Genomic DNA, 24931 nt, shown 5'->3' with positions numbered 1-24931 from the left:
CTTGAACATCAAGGTCGGATCGAGCGCCGGGCGGCCATTATCCGGACAGTAGAGCCCCGCAACCCGGTCATGGATGAACGAGAAGTCGATCACCGCGTCGATCTTGCGAAGCAGGTGATCCTTGGGAACCAATTGATCGAGTGTCACCATCTCGATCGCAGTCTGCTCAGGGGCCGGGCTCTTCAACATGGCCCACTGAATCAAAAAGCCCCGGCTCACGCCAGGGCTTTGTCAGCAGTCTGAGGGCGGCGACGAGCCGCCCTTTTTCTTTGGAGGTTCGTCAGCGCTCTGACGCGCTGGATGAGAGGTGCGCTTCCAGACGCGCCCGGCGGCGACCCTCCGCGTCCGGCAGGAAGGCAGCAAGAAAGCCCATCGCCGGTAGGAAGGCGCAGATCTTGTAGACGAACTCGATGCTCGTCCAATCGGCGAGAACGCCGACGAGAGCCGCGCCGATACCGCCCATACCGAAGGCAAGGCCGAAAAAGAGCCCGGAGACCATCCCGACACGCCCGGGCATCAATTCCTGCGCATAGACGACGATCGCGGAGAAGGCCGAAGAGAGAATGAGGCCGATCAAAACGCTGAGGGCGGCGGTGGCAGGAAGCCCGACATAGGGCAGAACGAGCGTAAAGGGCAGAACACCAGCAATCGATGTCCAGATCACCGCCTTGCGCCCGATGCGGTCGCCCACCGGCCCGCCGATCAACGTGCCTGCCGCTACAGACGCGAGGAACACGAACAGGTAGAGCTGCGCCTCGCCCTGGGGCAGCCCAAAGCGATGCATCAGGTAGAAGACGTAATAGCTCGTGAAGCTCGCGAGATAGAAATATTTCGAGAGGATCAGACCGAAGAGGAGCGCAAGCGCACGCGCGATCTCGCGACGGCCGAGCCCGCTCTCTTCGCCACTGCCCCGCCGCGCCACCGGTCGGCGCTCGGCATGACGCTTGTACCAGCCGCCGAGCCGCGTCAGCACGATGATCCCGCACAGCGCCACCAGAGCAAACCAGGCAATGCTTTCCTGGCCGCGCGGCAGAACGAAAAACGCGACGACGATGGGTCCGAGCGAGGCGCCAGCATTGCCGCCGACCTGAAAGATCGACTGTGCAAGACCATGGGCACCGCCGGAGGTGAGACGCGCCAGCCGCGACGATTCCGGATGAAAGATCGAGGAGCCGATGCCGAGAAGCGCACTGCCGACGAGAAGGCCCGGATAGCTCGAGGCAAATGCGAGGGCGAGGAGCCCGCACAATGTTGAGCTCATCCCCACGGGCAGCGAATAGGGCTGCGGCCGGCGATCGGTATAGAGACCGACGAGTGGCTGCAGCATCGAAGCGGTCGCCTGATAGGTGAGCGTCAGAAGCCCGAGCTGCGCAAAGCTCAAGTCAAACTCCGACTTGAAGATCGGATAGGCCGCAATCACCAGCGACTGCATCATATCGTTGAGAAGATGGCAGAAGCTCGCCGCGCCCAGCACCGCAAAGGCGGTGCCGCCGGAACCGGAACGGGAGGCAGTGACGGAGGTCATTCGGGGGGCCTTTCGAGCCTGTGCGGATTTCAGCCGGCGACTGCCGGCTTTTGGGGAGACCGCCTAGCAAGCCCCATCGACGGCGGCCCGCCACCGCATTAGGGTCATTGTCCTACGAGACTGGGCCACGATCTTGAAAAATCCTCCCCTTCTCCCTTTCGCGGATGACATTCCGCGCCGCGTGATCGCTCTCGGCACCGAGTATCGGGACGGTCAGATCATCGCGCCGCACAATCATCGCAGAGGCCAGCTCCTCTACGGCTCGACCGGCGTCGTGATGATGGTCACTCGCGACGGCGCCTGGGTGATGCCGCCCGAGCGCGGCATGTGGATCCCGCCCCAGGTGATCCATGAGGTTCACATGCTGGGTCGAGTGAAGATCCAGAGCCTCTATCTCCTCCCCGAGGCCGCCGAAGCGATGCCGGCCCGCTGTCAGGTCGTCGGCATCTCGCCTCTCATGCGCAACCTCCTCACCGAAGCGGTGGCACTGCCGCGAGACGGCGAGCTCAACGAGCGCGACGCCGCTCTCATGCGGCTCGTCGAACACGAGATGCACCGCCTTCCGACCTTGCCGCTGTCGCTGCCCCTGCCCAAGACCGACCCGCTGTTGCGGCTCTGCCGCTCTATCCTGGTTCGTCCAACGCCGCACAGCACGATCGATGAATGGAGTGAAACTCTCGGTCTGTCGCGGCGGAGCTTCACGCGCCTTTTTCGCCGCGAGACGGGCTTGAGCTTCGTCGCCTGGCGTCAGCAGGCCTGTTTGATGGCAGCCTTACCGCGATTGGCCGCCGGCGAGGCCGTGACGGCCGTCGCGATCGATCTCGGCTACGACAATCCGGCCGCCTTCACGACGATGTTCAAGCGCGTTCTCGGCACGCCGCCCCGAACCTATCTAGAGCGTCAGGCCGCTCCCGCCGAAGGAAGCCTCGGCGCGACAAACTGAGAGCAGCGAAGAGGTCCTCGTAAGCGCCCACTTTGCCGTCCGACCTCCCCTTCCGCAATTTGCCGAAGCGCAAAGACGTTCTGTCCGGTCCCGCTAGTCTTGGGGCAAGCAAGCGAGAGACGACCATGTGCCCGATCACCGACAGGATTAACGCCACCCTCATCGACCATTCCGTTCCGCGCCGCGAGCGGGCGGAGGGCGTCGGCAACAAAGACACGCGCGGCCGCAGCCTCGACGTCGCCCCTATCCTGTCTTACGGATTCAGGCCCTTCTTTTTCGCCGGCACGCTTTTCGCTGGCCTCGCCATCCCGTTCTGGCTGTGGATGTATTTTGCGGGCGGCAGCCCCACGGGCCCCTTCGACGCCCTCTCCTGGCACGAACACGAGATGATCTTCGGCTATGTCGGAGCCATCGTCGCCGGCTTCATTCTGACGGCCGTACCCAATTGGACGGGCCGCCTCCCCTTAAGCGGGAAGCCGCTTCTCGGCCTCGTCGCCCTTTGGCTTCTCGGGCGCATCGCCTCAGCCTTCGTCGCAGCACCTGCGCTCGCTTTCGTGCTCGACCTCGCCTTTCCCGTAGCCCTCGCATTCGCCATCGTCCGCGAGGTCATTGCCGGCAAGAACTGGAAGAACATGCCGGTCGCCGTCATTCTCTCCGTCTTCGCCCTCGCCAACGCAATTTTTCATGCGGAGGCCGCAGGGCTTCTCACACCGGGTTACGCCGTGCGTCTGGCACTCGGCCTGATCGCGCTTCTCATCGCCCTCATCGGCGGCCGCGTAACCCCGAGCTTCACGCGCAATTGGCTCGTGAAGAGCGGCGACAAAAACCTGCCCGCGCCTTTCGGCCAGATCGACAAGATCGCGCTTCTCGCAACGCTTGCGGCCATCCCTGCCTGGATCGCCTTCCCCTATGCCGTTACGACCGGCATCCTCTGGCTCGCGGCAGGCCTCCTTCTCGGTCTGCGCCTGTCACGCTGGCGCGGACACGCCACCTTCGGCGAGCCGATCGTCCTCGTCTTGCATCTCGGCTATCTCTGGCTCGCAATCTCGCTCGTCCTCATCGGCGGCTCCATTCTTGCGCCGACACTCATCACGCAAAGCGCTGCCGTTCACGCCCTGACGGCCGGCGCGGTCGGGACCATGACGCTTGCCATCATGACGCGCGCAAGCCTCGGCCATACCGGGCGCGCAATCCACGCGGACCGCTGGACGCGGGCGCTCTATGGAGCCGTCAGCCTAGGCGCCGTCCTCCGAATCGCCGCGACCTTCGCGATCGGCCTCTATGCCGCGCTCATCACGCTCGGCGGCCTCGTCTGGAGCCTCGCCTTTCTCGCCTTCGCGCTCCGCTACGCACCGATCCTGTGGGGACGACGCCGACACGCGACGCCGTGAGGCCGTCAAAACGAGCGGTGTTCCCCTCGCCTGCCCCCGCATTGTCTTCCGATGCGGCAGAACTTCTTCGCGAACCGCTTTTCCTCCGCCGCTCAAGCCGTTTAGAACGGAGACCGGCACTGCGTTCCGCGGTTTGCGAGGGAGACCTGTTTGCCCGCTCTCGATCGGTCGCTCATCCAGGATCTGCCGCTCTTTGCAGGGCTGCAGCCGGATGATCTCGACGTCATCCTCAAGACAGCTCGCTCCGCCCGCTATCCCCGCGAGGCGACGATCTTCGAGCAGGAGGCGGATGCGCATTCGTTCCACCTTCTCCTGAACGGACATGTGCGCGTGGTCCGCACCACGCCCAGCGGCGACCAGGTGATCACCCGCTACATCAACGAAGGAGAGCTCTTCGGCATCGCGCCGGCGATTGGCCGCAAATCCTATCCCGCCAGCGCCGTGGCCGCCGTTGATTGCGTGGTGCTGACCTGGCCGACCCATCTCTGGGCCGATTTTGCGGCGCGTTTTCCAGCCTTTGCCGACAACGCCTCGCGCACAGTCGGCGCACGCCTCCAGGAAACGCAGGCCCGCGTCGTGGAAATGGCCACACAGCAGGTCGAGCAGCGCGTGGCGCAGGCGCTACTGCGCCTCACCGAACAGGCAGGACGCCCGACCGAAGATGGCGTCGAAATCGATTTCCCGATCACCCGCCAGGATATCGCGGAGATGACCGGCACCACGCTTCACACCGTCAGCCGGCTCTTGAGCTCATGGGAAGAGGCAGGTTTCGTCAAGAGCGGGCGCCAGAAGGTGACGATCGTCGATCAGGAAGGTCTTCGGCAGATCGCCGAAAACCGCCGCCAAAAGTAGACCACCACAACTAGCCCGTCGAAAATTGTTCACCGCAACAGCCTGAAAGACGGGGCGGCGTTCTTCGAGAACGCCGCCCCGCATTCTTGGCAGAACAGAGCTATGCCGCGAGTTCTTCGACCCGCGCGGTGATGGCTGCGAGTGCAGCTTCGGCCTGGCCGGCATCCGGCCCCCCGGCCTGCGCCATATCCGGACGTCCGCCGCCGCCTTTGCCGCCCAAGGCCTCAGACCCGAGCCGCACGAGGTCGATGGCGTTGAATTTGTCCGTCAGATCACTCGTGACGCCGACGGCGAGGCCCGCTTTACCGTCATTGACACCCACAATGGCGACGACGCCGGAACCGACCGCCTGTTTGCCTTCATCGACGATGCCCCGGAGATCCTTGAGCGCCACGCCTTCGACAAGTCGCGCCATCAGCTTGATCGAGCCGATTTCTCTCACCGGCTCGGCGCCCGCCTTGCCGCCACCCATGGCGAGCTGCTTCTTCGCTTCCGCGAGCTCGCGTTCAAGCCGCCTGCGCTCTTCCATGAGACCGTCGACACGCTCGACAATCTCTTCGGGCCGCACCTTGAGGCGACCGGCGAGATCCTTCACCCGCCTGTCCTGCTCGGCGAGATAGCGACGCGCAGCCTCGCCCGTCAGAGCCTCGACGCGGCGCACACCCGCGGCAACCGCCCCCTCGCTCAAAACCTTCACGAGGCCGATTTCGCCCGTCGCGCCGACATGAGTGCCGCCGCAAAGTTCCACCGAATAGGGCTTTGTCTCGCCGTTATCCCCGCCGATTTCCGTCCCCATGGAGACGACCCGCACTTCATCGCCGTATTTCTCGCCGAAGAGCGCCATGGCCCCCGCGGAAATTGCCGCTTCGCGGTCCATCAGCCGCGTCGTCACCGGCGCGTCCTGCAAGATGACGGCATTGGCGCGCTCCTCGACGAGCCGCAGCTCCTCCTCGCTCATAGGCTTCGGATGCGAAAAATCGAACCGCAGCCGGTCGGGCGCGACGAGCGAGCCTTTCTGAGCGACATGCGGACCAAGCGTATCGCGCAGCGCCTTATGCAGAAGATGCGTCGCCGAGTGATTGGCACGGATGGTCGTGCGCCGCTTGCCTTCGATGATCATGCGGACATTGTCGCCGAGGGCGAGTTTGCCCTCCTCCATCCGCCCGAAATGCACGAAAAGCCCGTCCGCCTTCTTCTGCGTATCTTCCACGTGGAAGACGCCGCCCGCCTCGCTGCGAATGACGCCGGTGTCGCCGACCTGGCCGCCCGATTCGCCATAAAAAGGCGTCTGATTGACGACGACCGCGCCCACGTCGCCGGCCCCAAGCTCCGACACGCGCTCGCCGTCCTTGACGAAGCCGAGCGTGACGGCCTCGGCCGTTTCCGTGCCGTAGCCGAGAAATTCAGTGGCGCCATGCTCTTCCTTGAGCGCCATCCAGACTTCTTCGGTCGCAGCCTCGCCGGAGCCCGCCCAGCTTGCCCGCGCCTCGGCGCGCTGGCGTTCCATCGCCTCGTTGAAGCCGGCGAGATCGACATGGATGCCGCGGTTCTTGAGTGCGTCCTGCGTCAGATCGAGCGGGAATCCATACGTGTCGTAGAGCTTGAAGGCGGTCTCGCCGTCGAGCATGTCGCCTTCGTGAAGCGAGCCGGCAGCCTCGTCGAGAAGGCTGAGCCCGCGTGACAGCGTGCGCTGAAAACGGCTCTCCTCGAGACGGATCGTCTCCGTGATGAGAGCCTCCGCGCGCATCAGCTCCGGATAGGCGCTACCCATCTCGCGCATCAAAGTCGGAACCAGCGAATAGATCACCGGCTCCTCGGCGCCGAGAAGATGCGCATGGCGCATGGCCCGACGCATGATGCGACGCAGCACGTAGCCCCGGCCGTCGTTTGAAGGCAGCACACCGTCTGCAATCAAAAAGCTCGTCGCGCGCAGATGATCGGCGATCACGCGGTGGCTTGCACGATTCTCCAGCGTCGCCTTGGCACGCGTCGCCCCTTCCACGGCCTCGATCAGGTGCCGGAAGAGATCGATATCGTAATTGTCGTGCACGCCCTGCAGAACGGCCGCGATCCGCTCAAGCCCCATGCCCGTATCGATCGACGGCCGCGGCAGGTCGTGGCGCTCTCCGCCTGCCACCTGCTCGAACTGCATGAAGACGAGGTTCCAGATCTCGATGAAGCGGTCGCCGTCCTCGTCGGGCGAGCCCGGAGGGCCTCCGGGGATATCCGCGCCGTGATCGTAGAAAATCTCCGAACAGGGACCGCAGGGTCCCGTCTCGCCCATCTGCCAGAAATTGTCCGAGGTCGCGATGCGGATGACCTTCTCTTCTGGAAGGCCCGCAATCTTGCGCCACAGCGAAAACGCCTCTTCGTCGTCCGCATAGACGGTGACGAGAAGCCGCTTGGGGTCGAGTTCGAATTCCTTGGTGACGAGGTTCCAGGCGAGCTCGATCGCGCGCTCCTTGAAATAATCCCCGAAGGAAAAATTCCCAAGCATCTCGAAAAAGGTGTGATGGCGCGCCGTGTAACCGACATTGTCGAGATCGTTGTGCTTGCCGCCCGCCCGCACGCATTTCTGCGAGGTGACGGCGCGCTGATACGGGGCCTTCGCCCGCCCCGTGAAGAAGTCCTTGAACGGGACCATCCCCGCATTGGTGAACATCAAGGTCGGGTCGTTGCGGGGCACGAGCGGGCCGGAAGCGACGATCTCGTGGTCGTGCTTGGAGAAATAGTCGAGGAACGCAGAGCGGATCTCGTTGACGCCGATCATCTGGCGAAACACCTGTGGTTGGACCTCATGGCCACCGAACATCTACGGCCGGCACCGAAGTAATGGAATTTCCGGGCTGTCGTCGGATCACCGTCGTCATTGGATCACCGCCGTCGTTGGATCACCGAAAGCCCGCAGGCGGTGGTTTTAGCGATGGGCCGGAGAACTGTCCACATGGCTCAACCCAGCGCCAAACAACACCGGACCGCCTCCAGCGGTGCAACTCCCGCGTCAGTCAGACAAGACGCCACGAATGCAGGCTCTCGCCAGGGGAGAAACCAACCACCCGCCACCATCGGCGTCCATCGGCCGCAACCGATCTCCGGCCACATTCCGGATGGCCACACCGCTCGCAAGCCACCAGAAGAGCCCCGCGCCCGCAAGGCCCTTACGAGGAAACTCCGCAGGAAAGCTGCGCTCCACGTCGTTTCGATATGGACCGAGGACTTGCATCCCGGGGCGAAAAACGACCGCAAGCATCGCGGTCAATCAGATCGCCCAAGACCGAAACTAGAAACACCAAAAACCAGAAAGCCCGCCAGAAGCGGGCTCTCTATGAAGATATCCTGATGAACAGATCCTGCCCGTTCATCCCCGACCCGGTTCATCCCGACGGCCCGCCGATCGAAGCAAAGCCATGGAAACAAAGGCCGTCCAGCCTCAGGCCTTGGCCGCCTTGCCGCCCTCTTCCTCCTGGCGCGGACCATCCAGGAGCTCATCTGCGATGAGACCGGCATTCTCGCGGATCGCCTTTTCGATGGCGTTGGCGACATCCTCGTTTTCGCGCAGGAAGTTCTTCGCGTTTTCCCGGCCCTGACCGAGACGCTGGCTGTCGTAGGAGAACCAGGAGCCGGACTTTTCGACAATCCCGGCCTTCACCCCGAGATCGAGGAGTTCGCCCGTATGGGAAATGCCTTCGCCATACATGATGTCGAACTCGACCTCCCGGAACGGCGGCGCGAGCTTGTTCTTCACCACCTTGACCCGGGTCTGGTTGCCCACGACCTCGTCGCGGTCCTTAATGGCGCCGATCCGGCGAATATCGAGGCGCACGGACGAATAGAACTTCAAGGCATTGCCGCCCGTCGTCGTTTCCGGGCTGCCGAACATGACGCCGATCTTCATGCGGATCTGATTGATGAAGATGACCATCGTATGCGAGCGCGAAATCGAGGCCGTCAGCTTTCTGAGCGCTTGGCTCATCAGCCGCGCCTGCATTCCGGGCAACGAATCGCCCATCTCGCCTTCAAGCTCGGCACGCGGCGTAAGGGCCGCGACCGAATCGACGACCAGCACGTCAATGGCGCCCGACCGCACCAGCGTGTCAGCAATTTCGAGCGCCTGCTCGCCGGCATCCGGCTGCGAGATCAAGAGATCGTCGAGTTTGACGCCGAGTTTGCGCGCATAGATCGGGTCGAGCGCATGCTCGGCATCGATAAACCCGCAGATGCCGCCCTTCTTCTGCGCCTGCGCCACCGTGTGCAGCGCCAGCGTCGTCTTACCCGAGGATTCCGGCCCGTAGATCTCAACCACGCGTCCGCGCGGCAGACCGCCGATGCCAAGCGCGATATCAAGTCCGAGCGAACCGGTCGGGATCGTGGCAACCTCGACGACCTGCCCTTCCTGGCCGAGCCGCATGATCGACCCCTTGCCGAAGGAGCGCTCGATCTGGCTGAGAGCAGCGTCCAGAGCCTTGGTTCGATCCATGGATTCTTTGCCTCCTTCGAGTACGCGCAACGGATTCGCCATCGGACTATCCTCTAAAGTTCAGCGGATGACTACCCGCTCCTCAGAGAATTTCGTACTCTATTTGTTCTACGCGGTCAACACCGCGGGATCCCGGCTTACCGAGCCTAAAGAAGCAAGCCAGAGAGCTTAGTTTCCCGGCTTCGCCGTGCTGATCGGCTCGAACACATCGCTGTCCGGGCGCCGCACCATCAGAAGTCCCGTCGCAACCGCGAAATAGGCCGCATGGAGTTCGAGCGAGCGTCCTTCCACACGCCGCTGGACGAACGGAAACGTCATCAGATTCTCGAGCGTCTTCACCGCCGACACCTGCTCCAGCCGCTGCAGGTAATCCTCGAGAGGCTCAGCGCCACGCGGGCCAAGCTCATCGGCCGCCGGTGCAATCAAAGACATCCACTTGCCGATGAAGTCGCCGGGCGACAGCGGTCCGACCTCATCATCGGCGAAAGCGCGGATGCCGCCGCAGCGGGCATGCCCCAGAACGACGATGTGTTTCACTTTCAATGCCTCGACGGCGAATTCGATCGCCGAGGAAACACCGTGCTGCGAAGCCGATGGCGAATAGGGCGGCACAAGATTGGCCACGTTGCGCACGACGAAGAGTTCGCCGGGCCGGGCATCAAAGATGACCTCCGGCGAAACCCGCGAATCGCAGCAGCCGATGACCATGATCTCCGGGCTCTGCCCGACCTCTGCGAGCTCGGCATATTGATGCTGCTCGATGGGCAGTCGGCCATCGCGGAAAGATTGATAGCCCTGAAGGAGACGCTCGGGAAAACGCATATGACACACCTCTAGGCCGGCGGATTCGCCGAAAACGTATGAACAGGCAAGGGAGAACGACAGTTCACCCGATCTGCCCCCCGTCCAATCGAACCGCCTCCGTCAGGCACCTGCCCGCCCGCTAAGGCTGCAGGACACGCTTCACCGTGATCGCCAGATCCTTGAGCGAGAAAGGCTTCGGCAGAAAGTGGAAATCCTCGTTCTCGGGCAGATGCCGTGCGAAAGCGTCCTCGGCATATCCGGAGACGAAGATGATCTTCAAGGCAGGATTGGTCTTGCGCAGCTCTTTCAGGAGCGTCGGCCCGTCCATCTCAGGCATGACGACGTCGGAAACGACGAGATCGATGGCACCGTCCATGTCCTTCATGATGCGAAGCGCCTCCGGTCCGGACGCGGCTTCGTGCACCTCGTAGCCGCGCGCAGCGAGCGCACGCGAGGCGAAGGCGCGCACGGCCTCTTCGTCTTCGACGAGGAGGATCGTGGCACTGCCGGTGAGATCGGTCGGCTCGGACTTTGGCGAGGCGACCTCCTCCTCCGCTTCGCGTTCCGCCACATAGCGCGGAAGAAGCAGCGAGAAAGTCGTGCCCTTCCCAAGCTCGCTGTCGACGAAGATGAAGCCGTCCGTCTGCTTGATGATGCCGTAGACCGTGGACAGGCCGAGCCCGGTGCCCTTGCCGATCTCCTTCGTCGAGAAGAACGGTTCGAAGATCTTCTCCATCACCTCCGGCGGCATGCCGGTGCCGGTGTCGGTGATCTCGATCAGCACATAATCGGCGGGCCGGAAGCCGTCCTGGCGGAAGCGATGGCTCTCGTCTTCCGCCAGATTGCTGGCGCGGATCGTGAGCGTGCCGCCGCTCGGCATGGCATCGCGCGCATTGACGGCGAGATTGACCACCACCTGTTCCAGCTGGTTGAGGTCCGCCTTCACCGGCCACAGCCCGCTCTTGTGATCCGTCTTCAGCTCGACGGTCTCGCCAAGGAGGCGGTCCAGCAGCACGGTGAGATCGGACAACACCTCGTCGAGGCGAATGACGCGCGGCTGCAGCGTCTGCCGGCGGGAGAACGCCAAGAGCTGCCGCACCAGACCCGCGGCACGATTGGCGTTCTGCTTGATATTCATAATGTCTTCGAACGCCGGGTCGGACGGCCGATGGTTCGACAGCAGCAGGTCGGAGAAGCCGATGATGGCAGTCAGCACATTGTTGAAGTCATGCGCGATGCCGCCAGCGAGCTGTCCGACCGCCTGCATCTTCTGACTTTGCGCGAACTGCGCCTCGAGCGCCCTCTGCTCGGTCGTCTCAAGCGCATAAACGATCGCCGCGTCCTCGCCGGGCTCGCCTTCGACGATCGGGCTGACAAAGAAGCGCGCACTTCTTTCCTCGTCGCTCTCAAACTGCGCGTCGACCGGAGAAATATCGCTCTGCCCGTTGATCGCCGCATGCAGGGCGGCCTTGAGCGCGGGGCGGTCGGCGGCCTTCACGACGCTCGTCAGCTCGATGCGGGCGGGACCGCTCTTGCGGAAGAGTTTCAGGAACCGCGCATTCGAAAGATTGATCGCCCCGCTATGGTCGACGGAGGCGATCGCCATCGGCGTGTTGTTGAAGAAGCGGGTGAACCGCCGTTCGGCCGCAAGCCCGGCATCCCCGTCGGCAAGCCCCACTTCCAAAACGAGCGTGCGTGAGGCGCCCACCGTGCCGTCGGCCGAAACCGGCACGCGGTGCAGCAAACGCACGGGTTTGCGTGTCCCGTTCGCCCGCACGAGATCGATCTCGAGCCGTTCCGTCGCGGTTTCGCCGCGCTGGCCCGAAGCCTCCAGAACCGAGAGGCTCTCAGCCGTGACGAAATCGCCGATCTCTGCCGCACCCGGCTCGAAATCCGCGAGATCGATGCCGAGCCACTCCGCCAAGGTGGCATTGACATATCGGATGCGGCCGTCCGGCTGCATGGAGAAAAAGCCTGCAGGTGCGTGATCGAGATAATCGATCGCGTTCTGCAATTCCTGGAAGATGTTCTCTTGATGCTCCCGCTCGCGCGTGATGTCGGAGATGAGCCACAAGGCGAGCTCAGACCGCCCCGCAATCGGGTTCACTTTGACGCGGTACCAGCGTGCGGAACCGGCCTGCCCGCCGATACCACCCGGCATGCGGATCTCTTCCATCGCCCGACGGCCTTTTTCGGCAGCCCCGGAAAGACGATAGATCGCCTCCGAAGCATCGGGGCTTTCTGCGAAAAGGCGCTCGATGGAGCGCAAATCGCCGCTCTCCTCGCCGTAGAGGCGATAATAAGCGCGGTTGGCCTTGATGGCGCCCGCAGCGCTGTCGGCGATCAAGGCGCCCTCGCCGATCGCCTCGAAGAGCTGTTCGGGCAGACCCGGCACGCGTGTGTCGATGACCCGGGAGCGCACGAAACGGATGAGACCCCCGGCTGCCATGAACAGGCACATGACGCCGACGGTTGAAAGGACACCCAGGCACACGAGCACCACGGTATCGGTCCATTCCGGTGGGACGAAGAGGTAGGACCCCGCCACGACGAGAAGTCCGAGCGACAAGAGTAAAATGCGCATCATGCTGTCGCGCCGTTCTCCGGCTTCTGCAGCCTCGGTGCTCTGCCTGTCTGCCATGGTATCGCTGGTTACGGCCATTCGATGAGATTAGCCGATTCGGCGAACCACGCCGCAGGCCTTTGCGAGACTTGTGACAGCCTTGACGAGAGCTCGCAACTGACTCGCAAGGCACAGCTTCGTTTGAAAAGCCTTAATATCCGGGCTATCGTGCCATATCGACCGCGTGGGTTGAGTGTAGCGTAAGTCAAGGAGGCGTCCATGCGCGGTTTAACCGATCTTTCGACAGGGGCATTTGCGGGTCCCATTCTCATCGCCATAGCCGTCCTTCTCGTCATCCTGGGTCTTGTCGTCTGGATCACCCGGCGCGGCATCGTTCCAGGGCGAGGCGCGGGCGCGCAGCGGGTTTCCCGGCTGCAAGTCATGGAAACCCATGCTATCGACCAGAAGCGCCGCCTGCTGCTGATCCGGCGCGATCAGGTCGAACATCTCGTGATGATCGGCGGCCCGGCGGACATCGTGGTCGAATCGCAGATCGTGCGCGGCCGGCCTTCGGCCCAGCCGACACCACGGCGGCCGGGCGGCCCTTCGGTTGCACCCCAGATGCCAGGCTTTCCAGGATCGCATCGCCCGCCGGCACCGAGCAGTGGCGAGTATCCCGAGACCTCGAGCGCCTCGCAGCCGATGGGGCAGAATACGCTTCCCCCGGCCGAACCGCGTGCGCCATCGCCCGCGATCGGCCGGGCCTCTGCAGAGGGACCCGGACATGCCCCCGGAGATAGCCCCGAACGCGGCCCCGCGCATGGGGCTGCGCAGGCAGCGGCGCTTGCGCCGAACCCGGCAGGCTCGCGCACAGAGGCCGCAGAGGTTGCGGAAACTGAGGCCGAACCGGTTCGCACAAGGCGCGCCGTGCCCGAGGCCTATCGCTTCGGAATGGACGAGGACGACATCCCGGCGCCTTCCTCGGCGGAGATTTCGGCGAGGAGCGGGGGCGGCAAGGCAGAACCACGCCAAGACGCGTCCGCCACGAAAGGCCGCGAGCTAAGGAATCCGCCGGCGCAGAGCCCCTCGGCAGACGCCTCGAAAGAGGAAAACAAGGCCGCGCTAGAGACGCCCTTCGGGGACATGCCGCTAGCTCTCAGGGCGCGGATGCTGTCGGGTCTCTTCAGTCCCGCCCCGAAGCCAGGACAGCCGGTACCGGACGAGACGCCGGCCGGTCAGGCGCCCTCCAACACCCTTCCTTTTGCAAAGCGGCCCGCTCCTCAGCAGGACAAAGCGCCCCTCAGCAGAGCAGCTGTGGATCAGGAAGCGGCCGACCCGAAACCGGAGCTGGTCGCCGCGCCTCAGGAAACCGCTGCAATAGAAAAAGCGACCGTCAGCTTTTTCCAGAACATCCGCCGGGTTTCAAAGGAAGCAACCGAGGAGGTCGCTCCGGCCAAGGCCGAGACTTCCAAGACCGAGACTGCCGAAACCGAGCCTTCCAAGCCCGATACCCGCTCTCTCGAAGAGGAGATCGGCGAGGCTTTCGGCGAGATCGCAGCCCAGCGCAGCGATGCGACCGATGCAAGGCCGGGAGGGGCAGACCGCTCTGCTCTCAACGTTCCCGCTGCCCTCAACGAGGATAAGGGAGAGGCACGGACGGCCACGGCGCATATGACGTGGCCGACGATTTCCATGACCGGGGAAAAAAGGTCAGGCGCTCCGCTCGAAGCGGCCGATGCCCAAAGCCCGAGAGACGAACGTCCGCAGCCAACGACGATTGCGGAGATTGCAAGCCAGCTGGAAAGCGCATTGTCCGAACATGTGACGGCACGCACTGAAGCGAGCGAACAGGTGACGGCGGGCGCGCAACCGGAAGGCCCCGGCGTTTCACCTGCAAAGCCTGAGGCGGTTTCGAAGGTCGAAAGCGACGACGAAATCTCGGTGATGGCAAAAGTGCCGGAAATCCACCGAGACGACGCTCATGGGGTCGAAGAACGGCTCGCACCGGAAGCGCCTGCGATCGCTCCAGCTCCCTTCTCGTCGGAGACGGGAGAGAACCAGGATCAGGCAAACGACGAGGAGCAGCGGGAGCGTCGCTCGACCGCCAATCTTGAAAACGACGAATCGGCAAGCGTCGTCGCCTTCGAGCCCAAGCGCAAATGGGCGTCCGAGCAGGAACAGCTCGAAGACGAGATGGCGCGCCTTTTGGGCGAACTGACGGGCGATCTGAAGAACCGTTAAGCCCGGATGCCCGCAAGGGTGCCCGCGCTGTCGCACAATCCCAAACGTAAAACACCCGCCCAAACGTAAAACACCCGGCTGATCGCTCAGCCGGGTGTTTGATTCTCGCGCCTTTGAATGAGAATTCGCTGCCGCACAGACCTCAGTCGTCGCGGTAGACCCTTTCCCGACGCTCATGACGTTCCTGCGCTTCGACCGACAAAGTGGCGATCGGCCGGGCGTCGAGCCGCTTCAAGCTGATCGGCTCGCCGGTTTCTTCACAAAATCCGTAACTGCCATCCTCAATCCGCCGCAACGCAGCATCGATCTTGGCGATCAACTTGCGTTGCCGGTCGCGGGCACGGAGCTCGATAGAGCGGTCCGTCTCCGACGACGCCCGATCTGCAAGATCGGGATGATTCTGGTTTTCCTGCTGCAAAGCCTGCAGAGTCTCCCGGCTTTCGGCCAGAATCTCCTCTTTCCAAGCCTGCAGCTTCTTACGGAAATATTCGCGCTGGCGCTCGTTCATGAACGGCTCATCTTCGCTTGGCGAATAGATTTTCTCTGCCTCCAACACCATCGGTCTTCCCCGCAGTGCCGCGTCTGCCCTTGGCGTGCCCTATACGGTCAAGACCACTGGCGCGCAAGCGTTCGAATATGAACCTTTGATATGACGTAGGGTCAAAGGCCATGGCTAACCTCACGTTAACCGTGTCATCGGCATTCTCCCTTTATGGACAATCAAGCGAACTCTTCTGCGGCTCATTTGCACGCCATGGCTGTAGCCGAAGCGATGGTCACCGATGCGATCGCGCAGCAGCGCACGGCCTTGCAAGCCGGAAGAAAGCTCGCAGCCAAGGCCTACGGCACGGCCCTCAACGAGGCGGCGCGAACCTATATCGCCACCCTTCGCGCCGTGCGGCGCAAGGTGACGAGCGAAATCGAAGTCGAGCGTCTGGAGGCGCAACGTCGGGCTTTCGCGAATCTCCTGCGCGTTGAACTCGCGGCTCTCGCGACGGCCCGCCTGAGTTCCGAGGCAGGCCTCGTCTTCAAGACGCCAGCTGCGAGCGACAAAAGCCTTCCGGCCCAGTCGGAGAGGTCGACGCGCACCCATCCGCCAAAGAGCATCGGTCAGCACGCCCGCGCGGCCTGAAGCCGTCACAACTTGCCCCGGGATTCCTGCCAGCGATCCATGAGACGCAGCTGCCAATAGACCAACTGAGTCGCGGCCTGGCCGAAGATGTTGCGGCCGCCGACGAGACGGTCGATCCAGGCCGGCAGGAACGGCTCGAACGCCCGCCAACTCTCGTCGCCCGCGGCGATCGCTGCGGCAATGAGATTGCCGCCCGTGGCAGTTGCCCCCATGCCATGGCCGCCGAATGCGGTCACACCCCACAGCCCGGCATCGCGTGCGCCTGCAAGGAGCCCGATGACCGGCATTTTGTTGCGCTGATAGCCCATGAGGCCGCCCCAGGCATATTCGGTGCGGAACGCGCCAAGCTGGGGATAAATCGACAAAATGTCCCGTGTCAGCATCCGAGCGAGCTCTTTCGGCTCGCTGCGGGCCGTGGTGATACGTCCGCCCCACAGGAGGCGGCGGTCATCGCCTGAGCCGACGATACGGTAATAGTCGCTCGACCGGCGCGTATCGCCGATGCAGCCGGAAAAATGGATCGCCTTGTCGAGCCGGTCGCCCAAAGGTTCGCTGGTGACGACATAGGTCGAAACCGGCAGGACCGCGTGTTCGAGCGGCGGATAGAGACCGACCTGCGTCGCATTGCCCGCAAGCACGACGTGGCGCGCACGAAGCGTTCCCTTGGGTGTGGTGACGCGCCAGCCGCCGCTCTCGCGCGACAAGCCGGTCGCCGGGCTCGCCTCGTAGATCCTGGCACCGCTGTCCGCTGCGGCGACAGAAAGCGCGCGGCTGTAGGCGAGCGGGTCGAGATGAAATGGCTCCGGATCGTGGAGAGCTCCGAAATAACGGTCGGTCTCAAGCGTCTCGCGCACCGCTTCGCGCGGCCACACCTGGTAATGAACGCCATAATCACGCGCCATCCGTTCCGCGCGCTCTTTCAGTGCGTCCTCAGCCGGATAGCGCACGCATTTGAGCCATCCGCGCCCACCGACGAGATGCTGCAGCCCGAATTCGTCGAGGCGTTCCGCCACGAACTGCGTCCCTGCCCGACCCATGTTGAACAGCGCTCTGGCCTTCGGAAGACCGAGCTGCTTTTCGATGGCGAAGATCGACTGGGCATAGCCCGGCGAGACGAAGCCGCCATTGCGGCCGGAGGCACCCCAGCCGACCCGGTTCGCCTCCAGAAGAGCAACGCTCTTTCCTATACGCGCAAGGCAGAACGCGGTGGTGATGCCGGCGAGACCGCCACCGACGACCACCGTCTCGACCTCCTCTTCTCCTTCCAGGACCGGGAAGACCGGCCCTTCTTCCTTGTTGGCGTACCAGCTCTCGGCATGCGGTTGGGCACCGATCGTCATCATCTCACCTCACCCTGCGGCTGGCGCCATCGGCCCAGATTGCCTCATTGCGCGGCAGCCGGCAGCATTGCGTCCTTTTAAGGCAGCTCCTACTGCCGCAACCCCCTGCCTGGCAAATCGAAAGCTTGCGGCGAATGCGCTGGCGGAGGTCGATGGAGCGTTTGTTCGCCGCGCTCTGGAAGCGGCTCCTCTTCGGCCCCAGATAAACCGCAGCCACAGAACACGTTTCGTTCGCGTCGCACGGGCCCCTCGGCCGGATATGCGGCACCGTCTACTTTGCGACAAAGGGGAAGCCGCATGGCGCGAGCTCTGCGCGAAAGCATCGACCGCCTCGAACTCACCACCAAGGTCACCCTCGCCGTCCTGGCGCTGGCGTCCGGCGTCTACACCTATCTGGGTGTTCGCGGGCTCCTCGACGGCTCCGCCTCGATCGTCTTCTTCGGGGCGATCATCTATTCCGCGGCGGTCTCCGTCGGCATCTACGCCTTCTGGACCTATCTCATGCGCTTTCTCCCTCTCATGCGAGAACGCGGCGGAAGACGGGCTCTATGGGCAGCGATGGGCATCGGCTCGATCATGATCGTCGCCATGTCGTCCTGGCTGAACGCCGCGGCCCTCGCAGGCTCTGCGGCACTGGAACAGCACCTCGCGAACACGGTGGAGGATTACACCCAGGATCTCGACGCGGCGCACAACAACGCGCTCGCGGCCCAATCGCTTCTGCCCGACATCCAGATGGCCGCCGAAAGGTTCTCCCGCCTCGCCGATGAAGAGCGTTCATCCGGCGCGCTCACCGGCACCTCGGGGTCGGGAACGGTGGTGCAGCTTCTCAATCAGATGTCGCAGCAATTGCGGGGCCTTGCCGATGAGGTGGCAGCCTCGCGCGAACGTGTGAAAAGCCTGTTCGATCAGGGCAGCGAGCACCTCGCCTCGATGCGCCGCCTGGTCTCGGCCTCCGGACCGATCGATCCGCGCGCCAATTCCTTCGCCGAGGAAGCCGTTTCGCTGGCCGGCGTCATCGCATCTTTGCAGCAGACCTCGGTCGCCCCTGCCGTCAAACGCGCCGCAGAGGATTTGTCGCTGTACTTCATCGCCCCCGTGGCCGACGGCGGCGACGCGGATCTTCGCCAGCGCCAGACCGCGGTCGTCGGCAATGTGGCGCAGGCCGTACAGGCGCAATCGGCAGCGCTTGCCACGGCGGCCGACAACATTCTCTCTGAGCCACACGTTCAGCCGAAGCGTTTCGTGCCCTTGTCGACGCCTGAAGCCGTCCTGCTTTATGCGAGCGATTTCCTGCCCTCCTGGGCGGGCGCGATCTCCATCGACCTTCTGCCCGCCGTCCTCGTTCTGATGCTCGTCGCCGTACACGGCGCGATTCGCCATCACGAAGACCCCGATATCGACGAGCACGCCATGACGGCCGGAGACATGCTCGTGGCCATGCGGCTTTACGAGCGCATGCGTGCCGCCGACCCGGCCCGGACGGCCGAGCCCGCAGTCTTAGCGCCCGCGGAAGCGACGGCCGCAACCGCCCGCGACCCCGAGACGACGGAGCCACGCAACATCACCACGTTGACACCGAAAGGCAGCGCACCCTCCCAGCAAGGCGGCCATGGTAATGTCAGCTCCTGAGCCCTCGAATGCTGGGGAGGCCGTGGCGCCCGAGGCGGGGCTTGCCGAACGCATCCGGCAATTGCCGGAAGGCACGATCCTCAAAGGCGTCTTCTTCGGCCTCGTGGCACTTTCCGTGGCGATGGTCGGCTTCGACCTGAAAGCGCTCGTCGATGAACGTCGGGCCGATCCTTTCGTCAATCCGGCCAGAGAGCCGGTGACCATGCCGCGCCCCGCCCCCGGCGATCAGGTCCGCCCCTATCTGCCGCAGACGCGGCCGGTCTCCCCCGATCGCGATGGCGCACCAAGGCGACAACCTCCCCGCAGTTTCGAGGAGGCCGAGCCTGTTCGCTTCCGTGCACTCAACGACGAGACGATCTCCATCGAAGGCACCATCGTGCCGGGCAGCGCCGGAGAGTTCGAGCGCTTCCTCCAGGACAATGATTTCTCCGCCGGGACAGAAGTCTTGCTTCACTCGCCGGGCGGCTCAGTTGCCGACGCCATGTCGATGGCTCGCCAGATCCGCGAGCATGAGTTCAACACCCGGATTGCAGCCGAGGGGTATTGCGCCTCCTCCTGCCCCCTCGTTTTCGCATCAGGCGTCGAACGCCATGCCGGCAAGAAGGCCTGGATCGGCGTTCATCAGATCTATGCGATGAAGGGCGCAGATGCGCTCGGCTCGCTTTCCGATGGCTTCGACCACGCACAAAGGGTTTCTGCCGAAGCCCAGGCCCTGTTGATCGACTTCGGCGTCGACCCACGCGTTTGGATCCACGCCATGGAAACGCCGAAGAACCAGCTTTATCTTTTCACTCTGGAAGAGCTTGCCGACTACCGTCTCGTCACGGATGCGCCAGATACCGACGCAAGCGAAACTGCGGCTGCGCGACAATAGACGCCGCACCATGAATGAGGTGAAGCTTGCTCCTTCCTCCGCGTTTCGTCTAAGTCGCAATGATGCCGAAATTGCTCCTCCTACGTCACGCCAAGTCGGATTGGCATTCCGGCGCCCGCACCGACTTCGAGCGCCCGCTCAATGCGCGTGGCCGCGAAGCCGCCGAGGCGATGGGCGCCTTTATGGCTGCGGAGGGATTGGCGCCGGACCTGGTGTTGTGCTCGCCGTCCAAGCGCACCCGCGAAACGCTCGAACTCGTCGCCAAAAGCCTGCAGCTGCCGGAGGACGTGCGTTTCCCGGAAGTTCTCTACGAAGAGAATGACGGCGATTATCAGGCGGTGCTTCGAAACGAGGCGGGCGAGGCCCGGTGCTGTCTCGTCGTCGGGCACAACCCGATGACCTATGAAGCGGCCTTGAGCCTTGCAGGAGATGGAGCATCGCACGACATGGCGCGTCTCGCGGTGAAATATCCGAGCGGCACTCTCTCGATCCTGGAATTCGACGCGCCCTGGGCGGAGCTGAAGACGGGCTCGGGACGCCTGACGGGATATGTCAGGCCGGCCGATCTGACGTCGTGACGGCACGCTTTGCACCAGCGACCGCCTCTGCCCATATAAAGCGCGCAAAACGAGCCTGAACTCAGTGGCATCCATCATCACCCTCGCCGACGAAGCCAGATACGCATTCGACAATCTCCTGGAAGGCGTGCTCGGCGGCCCGTCGACCCTGAGGCTCGGCGTCACCGGCCTGTCGCGTGCCGGCAAAACGGTCTTCATCACCGCACTCGTTCACAATCTCATCCATGGCGGGCGGCTTCCGCTCTTCGACGCCTACGCCTCTGGCAGGCTCGCCGGAGCCAAGCTGCAGCCGCAGCCCGACGACGCCGTCCCACGCTTCGATTACGAATCGCATGTGCGCAATCTCGTCGATGCCCGCATCTGGCCGCGCTCGACGAGACGCATCAGCGAATTGCGCGTCACTCTGGAATACGAATCGGCGAGCACCTGGAAACGGACCTTCGGGCCGGGCCGGCTCGATCTCGATATCGTCGATTATCCTGGCGAATGGCTTCTCGATCTCGCTCTTCTCAACAAGAGTTATGGCGAATGGTCGGCAGAGGCCGTTGCCATGTCGCGCGAACCGCATCGCCAGCAGCTCGCGGCCGAATGGCACCACCGTCTGCAGGGCGTCGATCCCGACGCGCCGGCCGATGAATTGAAGGCGCAGGAGCTCGCCGGCGCCTTCACGTCGTATCTGCGCGCGGCCCGTGCCGACGAATATGCGCTTTCGATGCTGCCGCCCGGTCGTTTTTTGATGCCTGGCGACCTTGAAGGCTCCCCCGCCCTCACTTTTTCGCCGCTCGATATCGCGCCCGACCGCGAACCGGTGCAGGACAGCCTCGCCGCCATGATGGCGCGCCGTTATGAATCCTACCGGACGCATGTGGTGAAGCCATTCTTCCGCAACCATTTCGCCCGGCTCGACCGGCAAATCGTGCTCGTCGACATGCTGGCCGCGCTCAATGCGGGTCCGGCGGCCTTGCGTGATCTCGAACAGGCGCTGGCCGACGTCCTCGCCTGCTTCCGGCCTGGTCGTGCGAGCTGGCTGACTTCGATCTTGAGCCGCCGGATCGACAAGATCCTGTTCGCGGCGACGAAGGCCGACCATGTCCATCGCTCCGACCACGACAATCTCGGCGCCCTGCTCGCACGCCTGACCGAGAAGGCCGCAAAACGCGCGGAATTTGCCGGTGCCGAGGTCAGCGTTATGCCGATGGCGGCAGTCCGCGCCACCCGGGAGGTCACGGTGACCCGTGGCGGCCGCAAGCTTCCCGCGATCGCAGGAGTGCCACTCGAAGGCGAAGAAGTCGCCGGTGAAGTCTATGACGGCGCGAGCGAAATCGCCTTGTTTCCCGGGGACTTGCCGAAAGATCCGGAATCGATTTTCGAAGCCGCCCGGCAGTTCCAGTCGAAGCCGAGGGACCTTGCAGAGGAAGCCCACGACGACACCCTGGCGCTGCGCTATCTGCGCTTCCGCCCGCCCCGGGTGGAGCGGAGTGAAACCGGCCTGAAACTCTCACTGCCGCACATACGCCTCGATCAGGCCCTGCAATTTCTTGTCGGAGACCGGCTGCAATGACTGCCTCGGAGACCCGCCGCGCCCCGGAAGCCTTCCGCCTCGACGAGCCCGGCGAAGCCGAGATCGAGGAAGAGGTCTGGGAGGAGCTCGACCCCGAGGAAACGGATGCCGACCGGGCCGTCTCGACCATCATCGAGCCCAAGAAGAACGGCATCCGCTGGGGCCGGCTCATCGTCGCATCGGCTGGAGCGCTCCTGTCGCTCGCCGTCGGCATCGCCATCGACGATCTCATTCGCAGTCTGTTCACACGCGCCGACTGGCTCGGCTGGGTCGGCCTTGTCTGTCTTGGTCTTTTTCTTCTCGCGCTCGGCGCCATCATCGGCCGGGAAATCCTTGGGCTCGCGCGGCTCAAGGCGATCGCCCGCTTGCGCCTGACAGCAGACGCCGCCTACGAAGAAAACGATCCCGACAAGGCGCGCAAAGTCGTTAAAGAGCTGATCCATCAATACGCCGACCGGGCAGATACCGCCCAGGGTCGCCGGCAGCTCAAGGAGCATCTCGGCGCGGTCATGGATGGTTCCGATCTCATTCGCCTTGCCGAGCGCGATCTCGTCGCGACACTGGACCAGCGCGCCAAGCAGGCGATCTCGAGCGCCTCACAGCGCGTCTCCGTGGTCACGGCAGTCAGCCCACGTGCGCTCATCGACGTGGCCTATGTCTTGATTGCCTGCCTCGGCCTCATTCGCCGCGTCGCCGCCATTTACGGCGGCCGACCCGGTGTGATCGGTCTGATGCGCCTGACGGGTGCCGTCGTCAGCCATCTCGCGGTGACGGGAACGATCGCCATCGGCGACACGCTCTTGCAGCAGGTGGTGGGTCAGGGCCTCGCAGCGCGCCTCTCCGCGCGGCTCGGAGAAGGCGTCGTCAATGGCCTCATGACGGCCCGCATCGGCCTGTCCGCGCTCGATGTTTGTCGCCCGGTGCCGTTCGTGGCGCAGCCGCGGCCCCGCCTCAAGGATCTGGCTGGCGATCTGATTTCATTTTCGGCCTCGCGCCAGGAGGTCGTCGCAACATCCCCACGAAATGCTCGTAGGGTTAACGAATGATTGTCATTTGGCTCCTAGGCTGATCGTCAGTTCAGGCCACGCCACATTCGGAGCCATTGATGTTGCGCGCTTTTTTCGTTGCAGCTCTTGCAATCTGCATTCCTGCGCTTGCCCCTCAGCCGGCCGCAGCCGCCGATGAGGACGCTGTTGCCTTCATGGAGCGGTTCGGGGGCGAATGGCGCGGCAGCGGCCGTCTTTTGATCGGTCCGGAAAGCGGCCTCCGCTTCCATTGCGCGCTGAACGGTGATCCGAGCCGCAGCATGATGGCGTTCGGCATGACCGGAAAATGCTGGACCGGTTCGCTCTCCGCGCCTGTTTACGCAAGGCTGCGCTACAACGGCGACCAGAAGCGCTTTTTCGGCTCGTTCATGGACGGCGCGGAAGGCGACGGCGCCAATATCGTCGGCGAGCGCGACGGCGAAGGCTTCATGTTGAAGCTGATGCGCGGCGAACTGCAGGGGCTCCTGGATGCCGAGCCGGCAGGCGACGGCAAGATGACCATCCTCCTTTCGCTCTATGATCCGAACTCGCGACGCTCTATTCCTGTTGCAGCAATGGGATTTGCGAGAGCCGGCTCCGATTCGCTGCCGATCTACGATCCGGCCATCACAGGATCGATCGAACCCGGTAACAAATAGCGGACGGCGGGACCGGTTTTCGGGAATCTTCACGTTTCAGCCTCACCTTCCGGCCACCGGAGGGGGAAACCGCATGTCGACCGCACAATCGTTGGATCTCGTCGTTAAGTCGGAAACTGAAGATCAGGCAGAGCCTCCCGCTCCAACAGCCACGCCAGCGCTCGACGCGACGATCGTGGAAGGTCCGGCCGCATTGCTGTCGCTCACGTCCGATTGGCAAAGGCTGATCGACGCCTCTCCTCGCGGCCGCATTTTTCAGACCCCGCAGCATCTGGCGATATGGGCGGAGCATTTTGCGAGCGATCCGAAGGTCGGCTTCAAATGCGTCGTCGTTCGCCGCAACGGCCAGGTCGTGTTGATCTGGCCTCTCGCCTTCTGGAAGATCGGCCCATTGAAGCTGACGCAGACCGCCGGCGCCCCCGTCGCGCAATACGAAGACATTCTGGTCGAGCACAAAAACGAGGCCGCCTCGCTCTTCGCACCGGCTCTCGCCGAAATGGAGCGAGCCGGCATCGATCTCATTCTGATGGAGCGCGTGCGGGCCGATTCCGCACTCGCCGCCGTGCTGCCGCCGCAGACCGTCGCGCTGGGCGAGGAAGACGGCGCACCGTTTGTCGACCTCTCCTCAGGTGACGTCGAGACGGCGCTTGCCGGCCGCAAAGGAAAAGTCAAACGCCACCAGAAAAAGCGCATCGTCGCCCTCGCCGAAGAAGGCGAGCTCCGCCTCGAAGTGGCGCCCGACGGTCCGACGACGCGGCAATGGCTGCGCGAGGCGACAGAGATGAAGCGCGCATGGCTGACGGAGAAAGGCTTTCTAAGCCGCGCATTCCTGGACGAGCGCACCAATCAGTGCCTGGAAGCCTTCGCCGAGCGTCATGGTGGAGCCGACGTGAAAACCGGAATGACCGCCGCGCGCCTGACGGTCGGAGGACGCCCCGTCGCCACAGAGATCGCCTACCGGCTGGGGGGCGACTACCTCCTCTTTCTCGGAGCCTTCGCGCCGGAATACGGCCGCTTCGGCCCTGGCAACGTTCTGACGGAGATGGTTTTGCGCTGGTGCGTTCAGAACGGCATCACGCGCTACGACATGCTCCCGCCACGCTACCGCAACAAGCACGAATGGGAGACAGGTGAGGTCCTCGTGCACGATTTCGGCGTGCCGCTGAGCTGGCGGGGCGGATTTTACCTGCGCGCCGTCTTGGGCTACGGCAAACCGCGGCTGAAGCGTTTGTATTACGCTCTGCCTCTGCCTTTGCGCTCGCGCCTGGCCAATCTGATGCTGCGCCTCTAGCGGGCTTCACGCGCAGCCGGTAGCGCCGCTCCGCGGAACAGAG

The 24931-nt window shown here is 63.7% G+C and carries 20 protein-coding genes; 12 read left to right on the top strand and 8 right to left on the bottom strand.

Annotation, left to right across the window (positions count from 1 at the left end):
- Positions 1-189: transposase (locus BLP76_RS07915; protein ID WP_483069164.1), on the bottom strand; the 189-nt coding region annotated here is incomplete at its 3' end.
- A gap of 91 nt (positions 190-280) precedes the next feature.
- Positions 281-1525, bottom strand: a complete 1245-nt coding sequence (locus tag BLP76_RS07910) for an MFS transporter (protein WP_092811283.1) — start codon at positions 1523-1525, stop codon at positions 281-283.
- Between the two features lie 133 nt (positions 1526-1658).
- Between BLP76_RS07910 and BLP76_RS07905 the strand changes: the two genes are divergently transcribed.
- From BLP76_RS07905 to BLP76_RS07895, 3 genes are all read left to right on the top strand, one after another.
- Positions 1659-2468 (top strand): AraC family transcriptional regulator, encoded by an 810-nt coding sequence (locus BLP76_RS07905; RefSeq protein WP_092811281.1) that lies wholly within the window; start codon positions 1659-1661, stop codon positions 2466-2468.
- A gap of 125 nt (positions 2469-2593) precedes the next feature.
- Positions 2594-3859 carry an NnrS family protein gene (locus BLP76_RS07900; RefSeq protein ID WP_092811279.1) on the top strand — a complete coding sequence of 422 codons (1266 nt, stop codon included), beginning with the start codon at positions 2594-2596 and terminating at the stop codon, positions 3857-3859.
- A 150-nt stretch (positions 3860-4009) separates the two neighbouring features.
- Positions 4010-4711: a Crp/Fnr family transcriptional regulator gene (locus BLP76_RS07895; RefSeq protein ID WP_092811277.1), complete on the top strand. Its 702-nt coding sequence runs from the start codon at positions 4010-4012 to the stop codon at positions 4709-4711.
- A gap of 100 nt (positions 4712-4811) precedes the next feature.
- Here the strand turns inward: BLP76_RS07895 and alaS are convergent, their stop codons facing one another.
- The 4 genes from alaS to cckA all read right to left on the bottom strand — a co-directional run bounded on the left by alaS (position 4812) and on the right by cckA (position 12633).
- Positions 4812-7481 carry an alanine--tRNA ligase gene (alaS, locus tag BLP76_RS07890; RefSeq protein WP_092811411.1) on the bottom strand — a complete coding sequence of 890 codons (2670 nt, stop codon included), beginning with the start codon at positions 7479-7481 and terminating at the stop codon, positions 4812-4814.
- 660 nt (positions 7482-8141) lie between these two features.
- Positions 8142-9230 carry a recombinase RecA gene (gene recA, locus BLP76_RS07885; protein ID WP_092811275.1) on the bottom strand — a complete coding sequence of 363 codons (1089 nt, stop codon included), beginning with the start codon at positions 9228-9230 and terminating at the stop codon, positions 8142-8144.
- Between the two features lie 126 nt (positions 9231-9356).
- Entirely contained in the window at positions 9357-10010 is a 654-nt protein-coding gene (locus BLP76_RS07880; RefSeq protein WP_092811273.1) for a carbonic anhydrase, read from the bottom strand.
- A 121-nt stretch (positions 10011-10131) separates the two neighbouring features.
- Positions 10132-12633, bottom strand: coding sequence for a cell cycle histidine kinase CckA (cckA, locus tag BLP76_RS07875; protein WP_092811409.1), 2502 nt, complete (start codon positions 12631-12633; stop codon positions 10132-10134).
- Between the two features lie 201 nt (positions 12634-12834).
- Between cckA and BLP76_RS07870 the strand changes: the two genes are divergently transcribed.
- Positions 12835-14796 (top strand): flagellar biosynthetic protein FliO, encoded by a 1962-nt coding sequence (locus BLP76_RS07870; protein WP_092811271.1) that lies wholly within the window; start codon positions 12835-12837, stop codon positions 14794-14796.
- Between the two features lie 142 nt (positions 14797-14938).
- Here BLP76_RS07870 and dksA read toward each other — a convergent pair whose 3' ends face one another.
- Positions 14939-15355 (bottom strand): RNA polymerase-binding protein DksA, encoded by a 417-nt coding sequence (gene dksA, locus BLP76_RS07865; protein WP_092811269.1) that lies wholly within the window; start codon positions 15353-15355, stop codon positions 14939-14941.
- 195 nt (positions 15356-15550) lie between these two features.
- On the opposite strand from dksA, the gene BLP76_RS07860 reads away from it, so the two are divergent.
- Entirely contained in the window at positions 15551-15928 is a 378-nt protein-coding gene (locus tag BLP76_RS07860) for a hypothetical protein (RefSeq protein ID WP_139163719.1), read from the top strand.
- 5 nt (positions 15929-15933) lie between these two features.
- Here the strand turns inward: BLP76_RS07860 and BLP76_RS07855 are convergent, their stop codons facing one another.
- Positions 15934-17271, bottom strand: coding sequence for an NAD(P)/FAD-dependent oxidoreductase (locus BLP76_RS07855; protein ID WP_092811265.1), 1338 nt, complete (start codon positions 17269-17271; stop codon positions 15934-15936).
- Positions 17272-17565: 294 nt separating this feature from the next.
- Here BLP76_RS07855 and BLP76_RS07850 point away from each other — a divergent pair, with 294 nt between their 5' ends.
- The 7 genes from BLP76_RS07850 (at position 17566) to BLP76_RS07825 (ending at position 24888) form a co-directional block, all read left to right on the top strand.
- Positions 17566-18900, top strand: coding sequence for a hypothetical protein (locus tag BLP76_RS07850; protein ID WP_092811263.1), 1335 nt, complete (start codon positions 17566-17568; stop codon positions 18898-18900).
- Positions 18887-19774 (top strand): COG3904 family protein, encoded by an 888-nt coding sequence (locus BLP76_RS07845; protein ID WP_092811261.1) that lies wholly within the window; start codon positions 18887-18889, stop codon positions 19772-19774. Before BLP76_RS07850 ends, BLP76_RS07845 begins: the two co-directional genes overlap by 14 nt.
- A gap of 71 nt (positions 19775-19845) precedes the next feature.
- Positions 19846-20352: a SixA phosphatase family protein gene (locus BLP76_RS07840; RefSeq protein ID WP_170130453.1), complete on the top strand. Its 507-nt coding sequence runs from the start codon at positions 19846-19848 to the stop codon at positions 20350-20352.
- A gap of 64 nt (positions 20353-20416) precedes the next feature.
- Complete coding sequence (locus tag BLP76_RS07835) at positions 20417-21913, top strand: YcjX family GTP-binding protein (RefSeq protein ID WP_170130452.1); 1497 nt, start codon at positions 20417-20419, stop codon at positions 21911-21913.
- Positions 21910-22959: a YcjF family protein gene (locus BLP76_RS07830; protein WP_092811255.1), complete on the top strand. Its 1050-nt coding sequence runs from the start codon at positions 21910-21912 to the stop codon at positions 22957-22959. Before BLP76_RS07835 ends, BLP76_RS07830 begins: the two co-directional genes overlap by 4 nt.
- Positions 22960-23018: 59 nt before the next feature.
- A complete protein-coding gene (locus BLP76_RS18775; protein WP_170130451.1) occupies positions 23019-23597 on the top strand; it encodes a hypothetical protein in 579 nt (192 codons plus the stop codon).
- 73 nt (positions 23598-23670) lie between these two features.
- Positions 23671-24888 (top strand): GNAT family N-acetyltransferase, encoded by a 1218-nt coding sequence (locus tag BLP76_RS07825; protein ID WP_170130450.1) that lies wholly within the window; start codon positions 23671-23673, stop codon positions 24886-24888.
- Positions 24889-24931: the final 43 nt, after the last annotated feature.

Source organism: Afifella marina DSM 2698 (assembly GCF_900102695.1).
Classification (GTDB): domain Bacteria; phylum Pseudomonadota; class Alphaproteobacteria; order Rhizobiales; family Afifellaceae; genus Afifella; species Afifella marina.
This window is presented reverse-complemented; position numbering and strand designations above follow the sequence as displayed.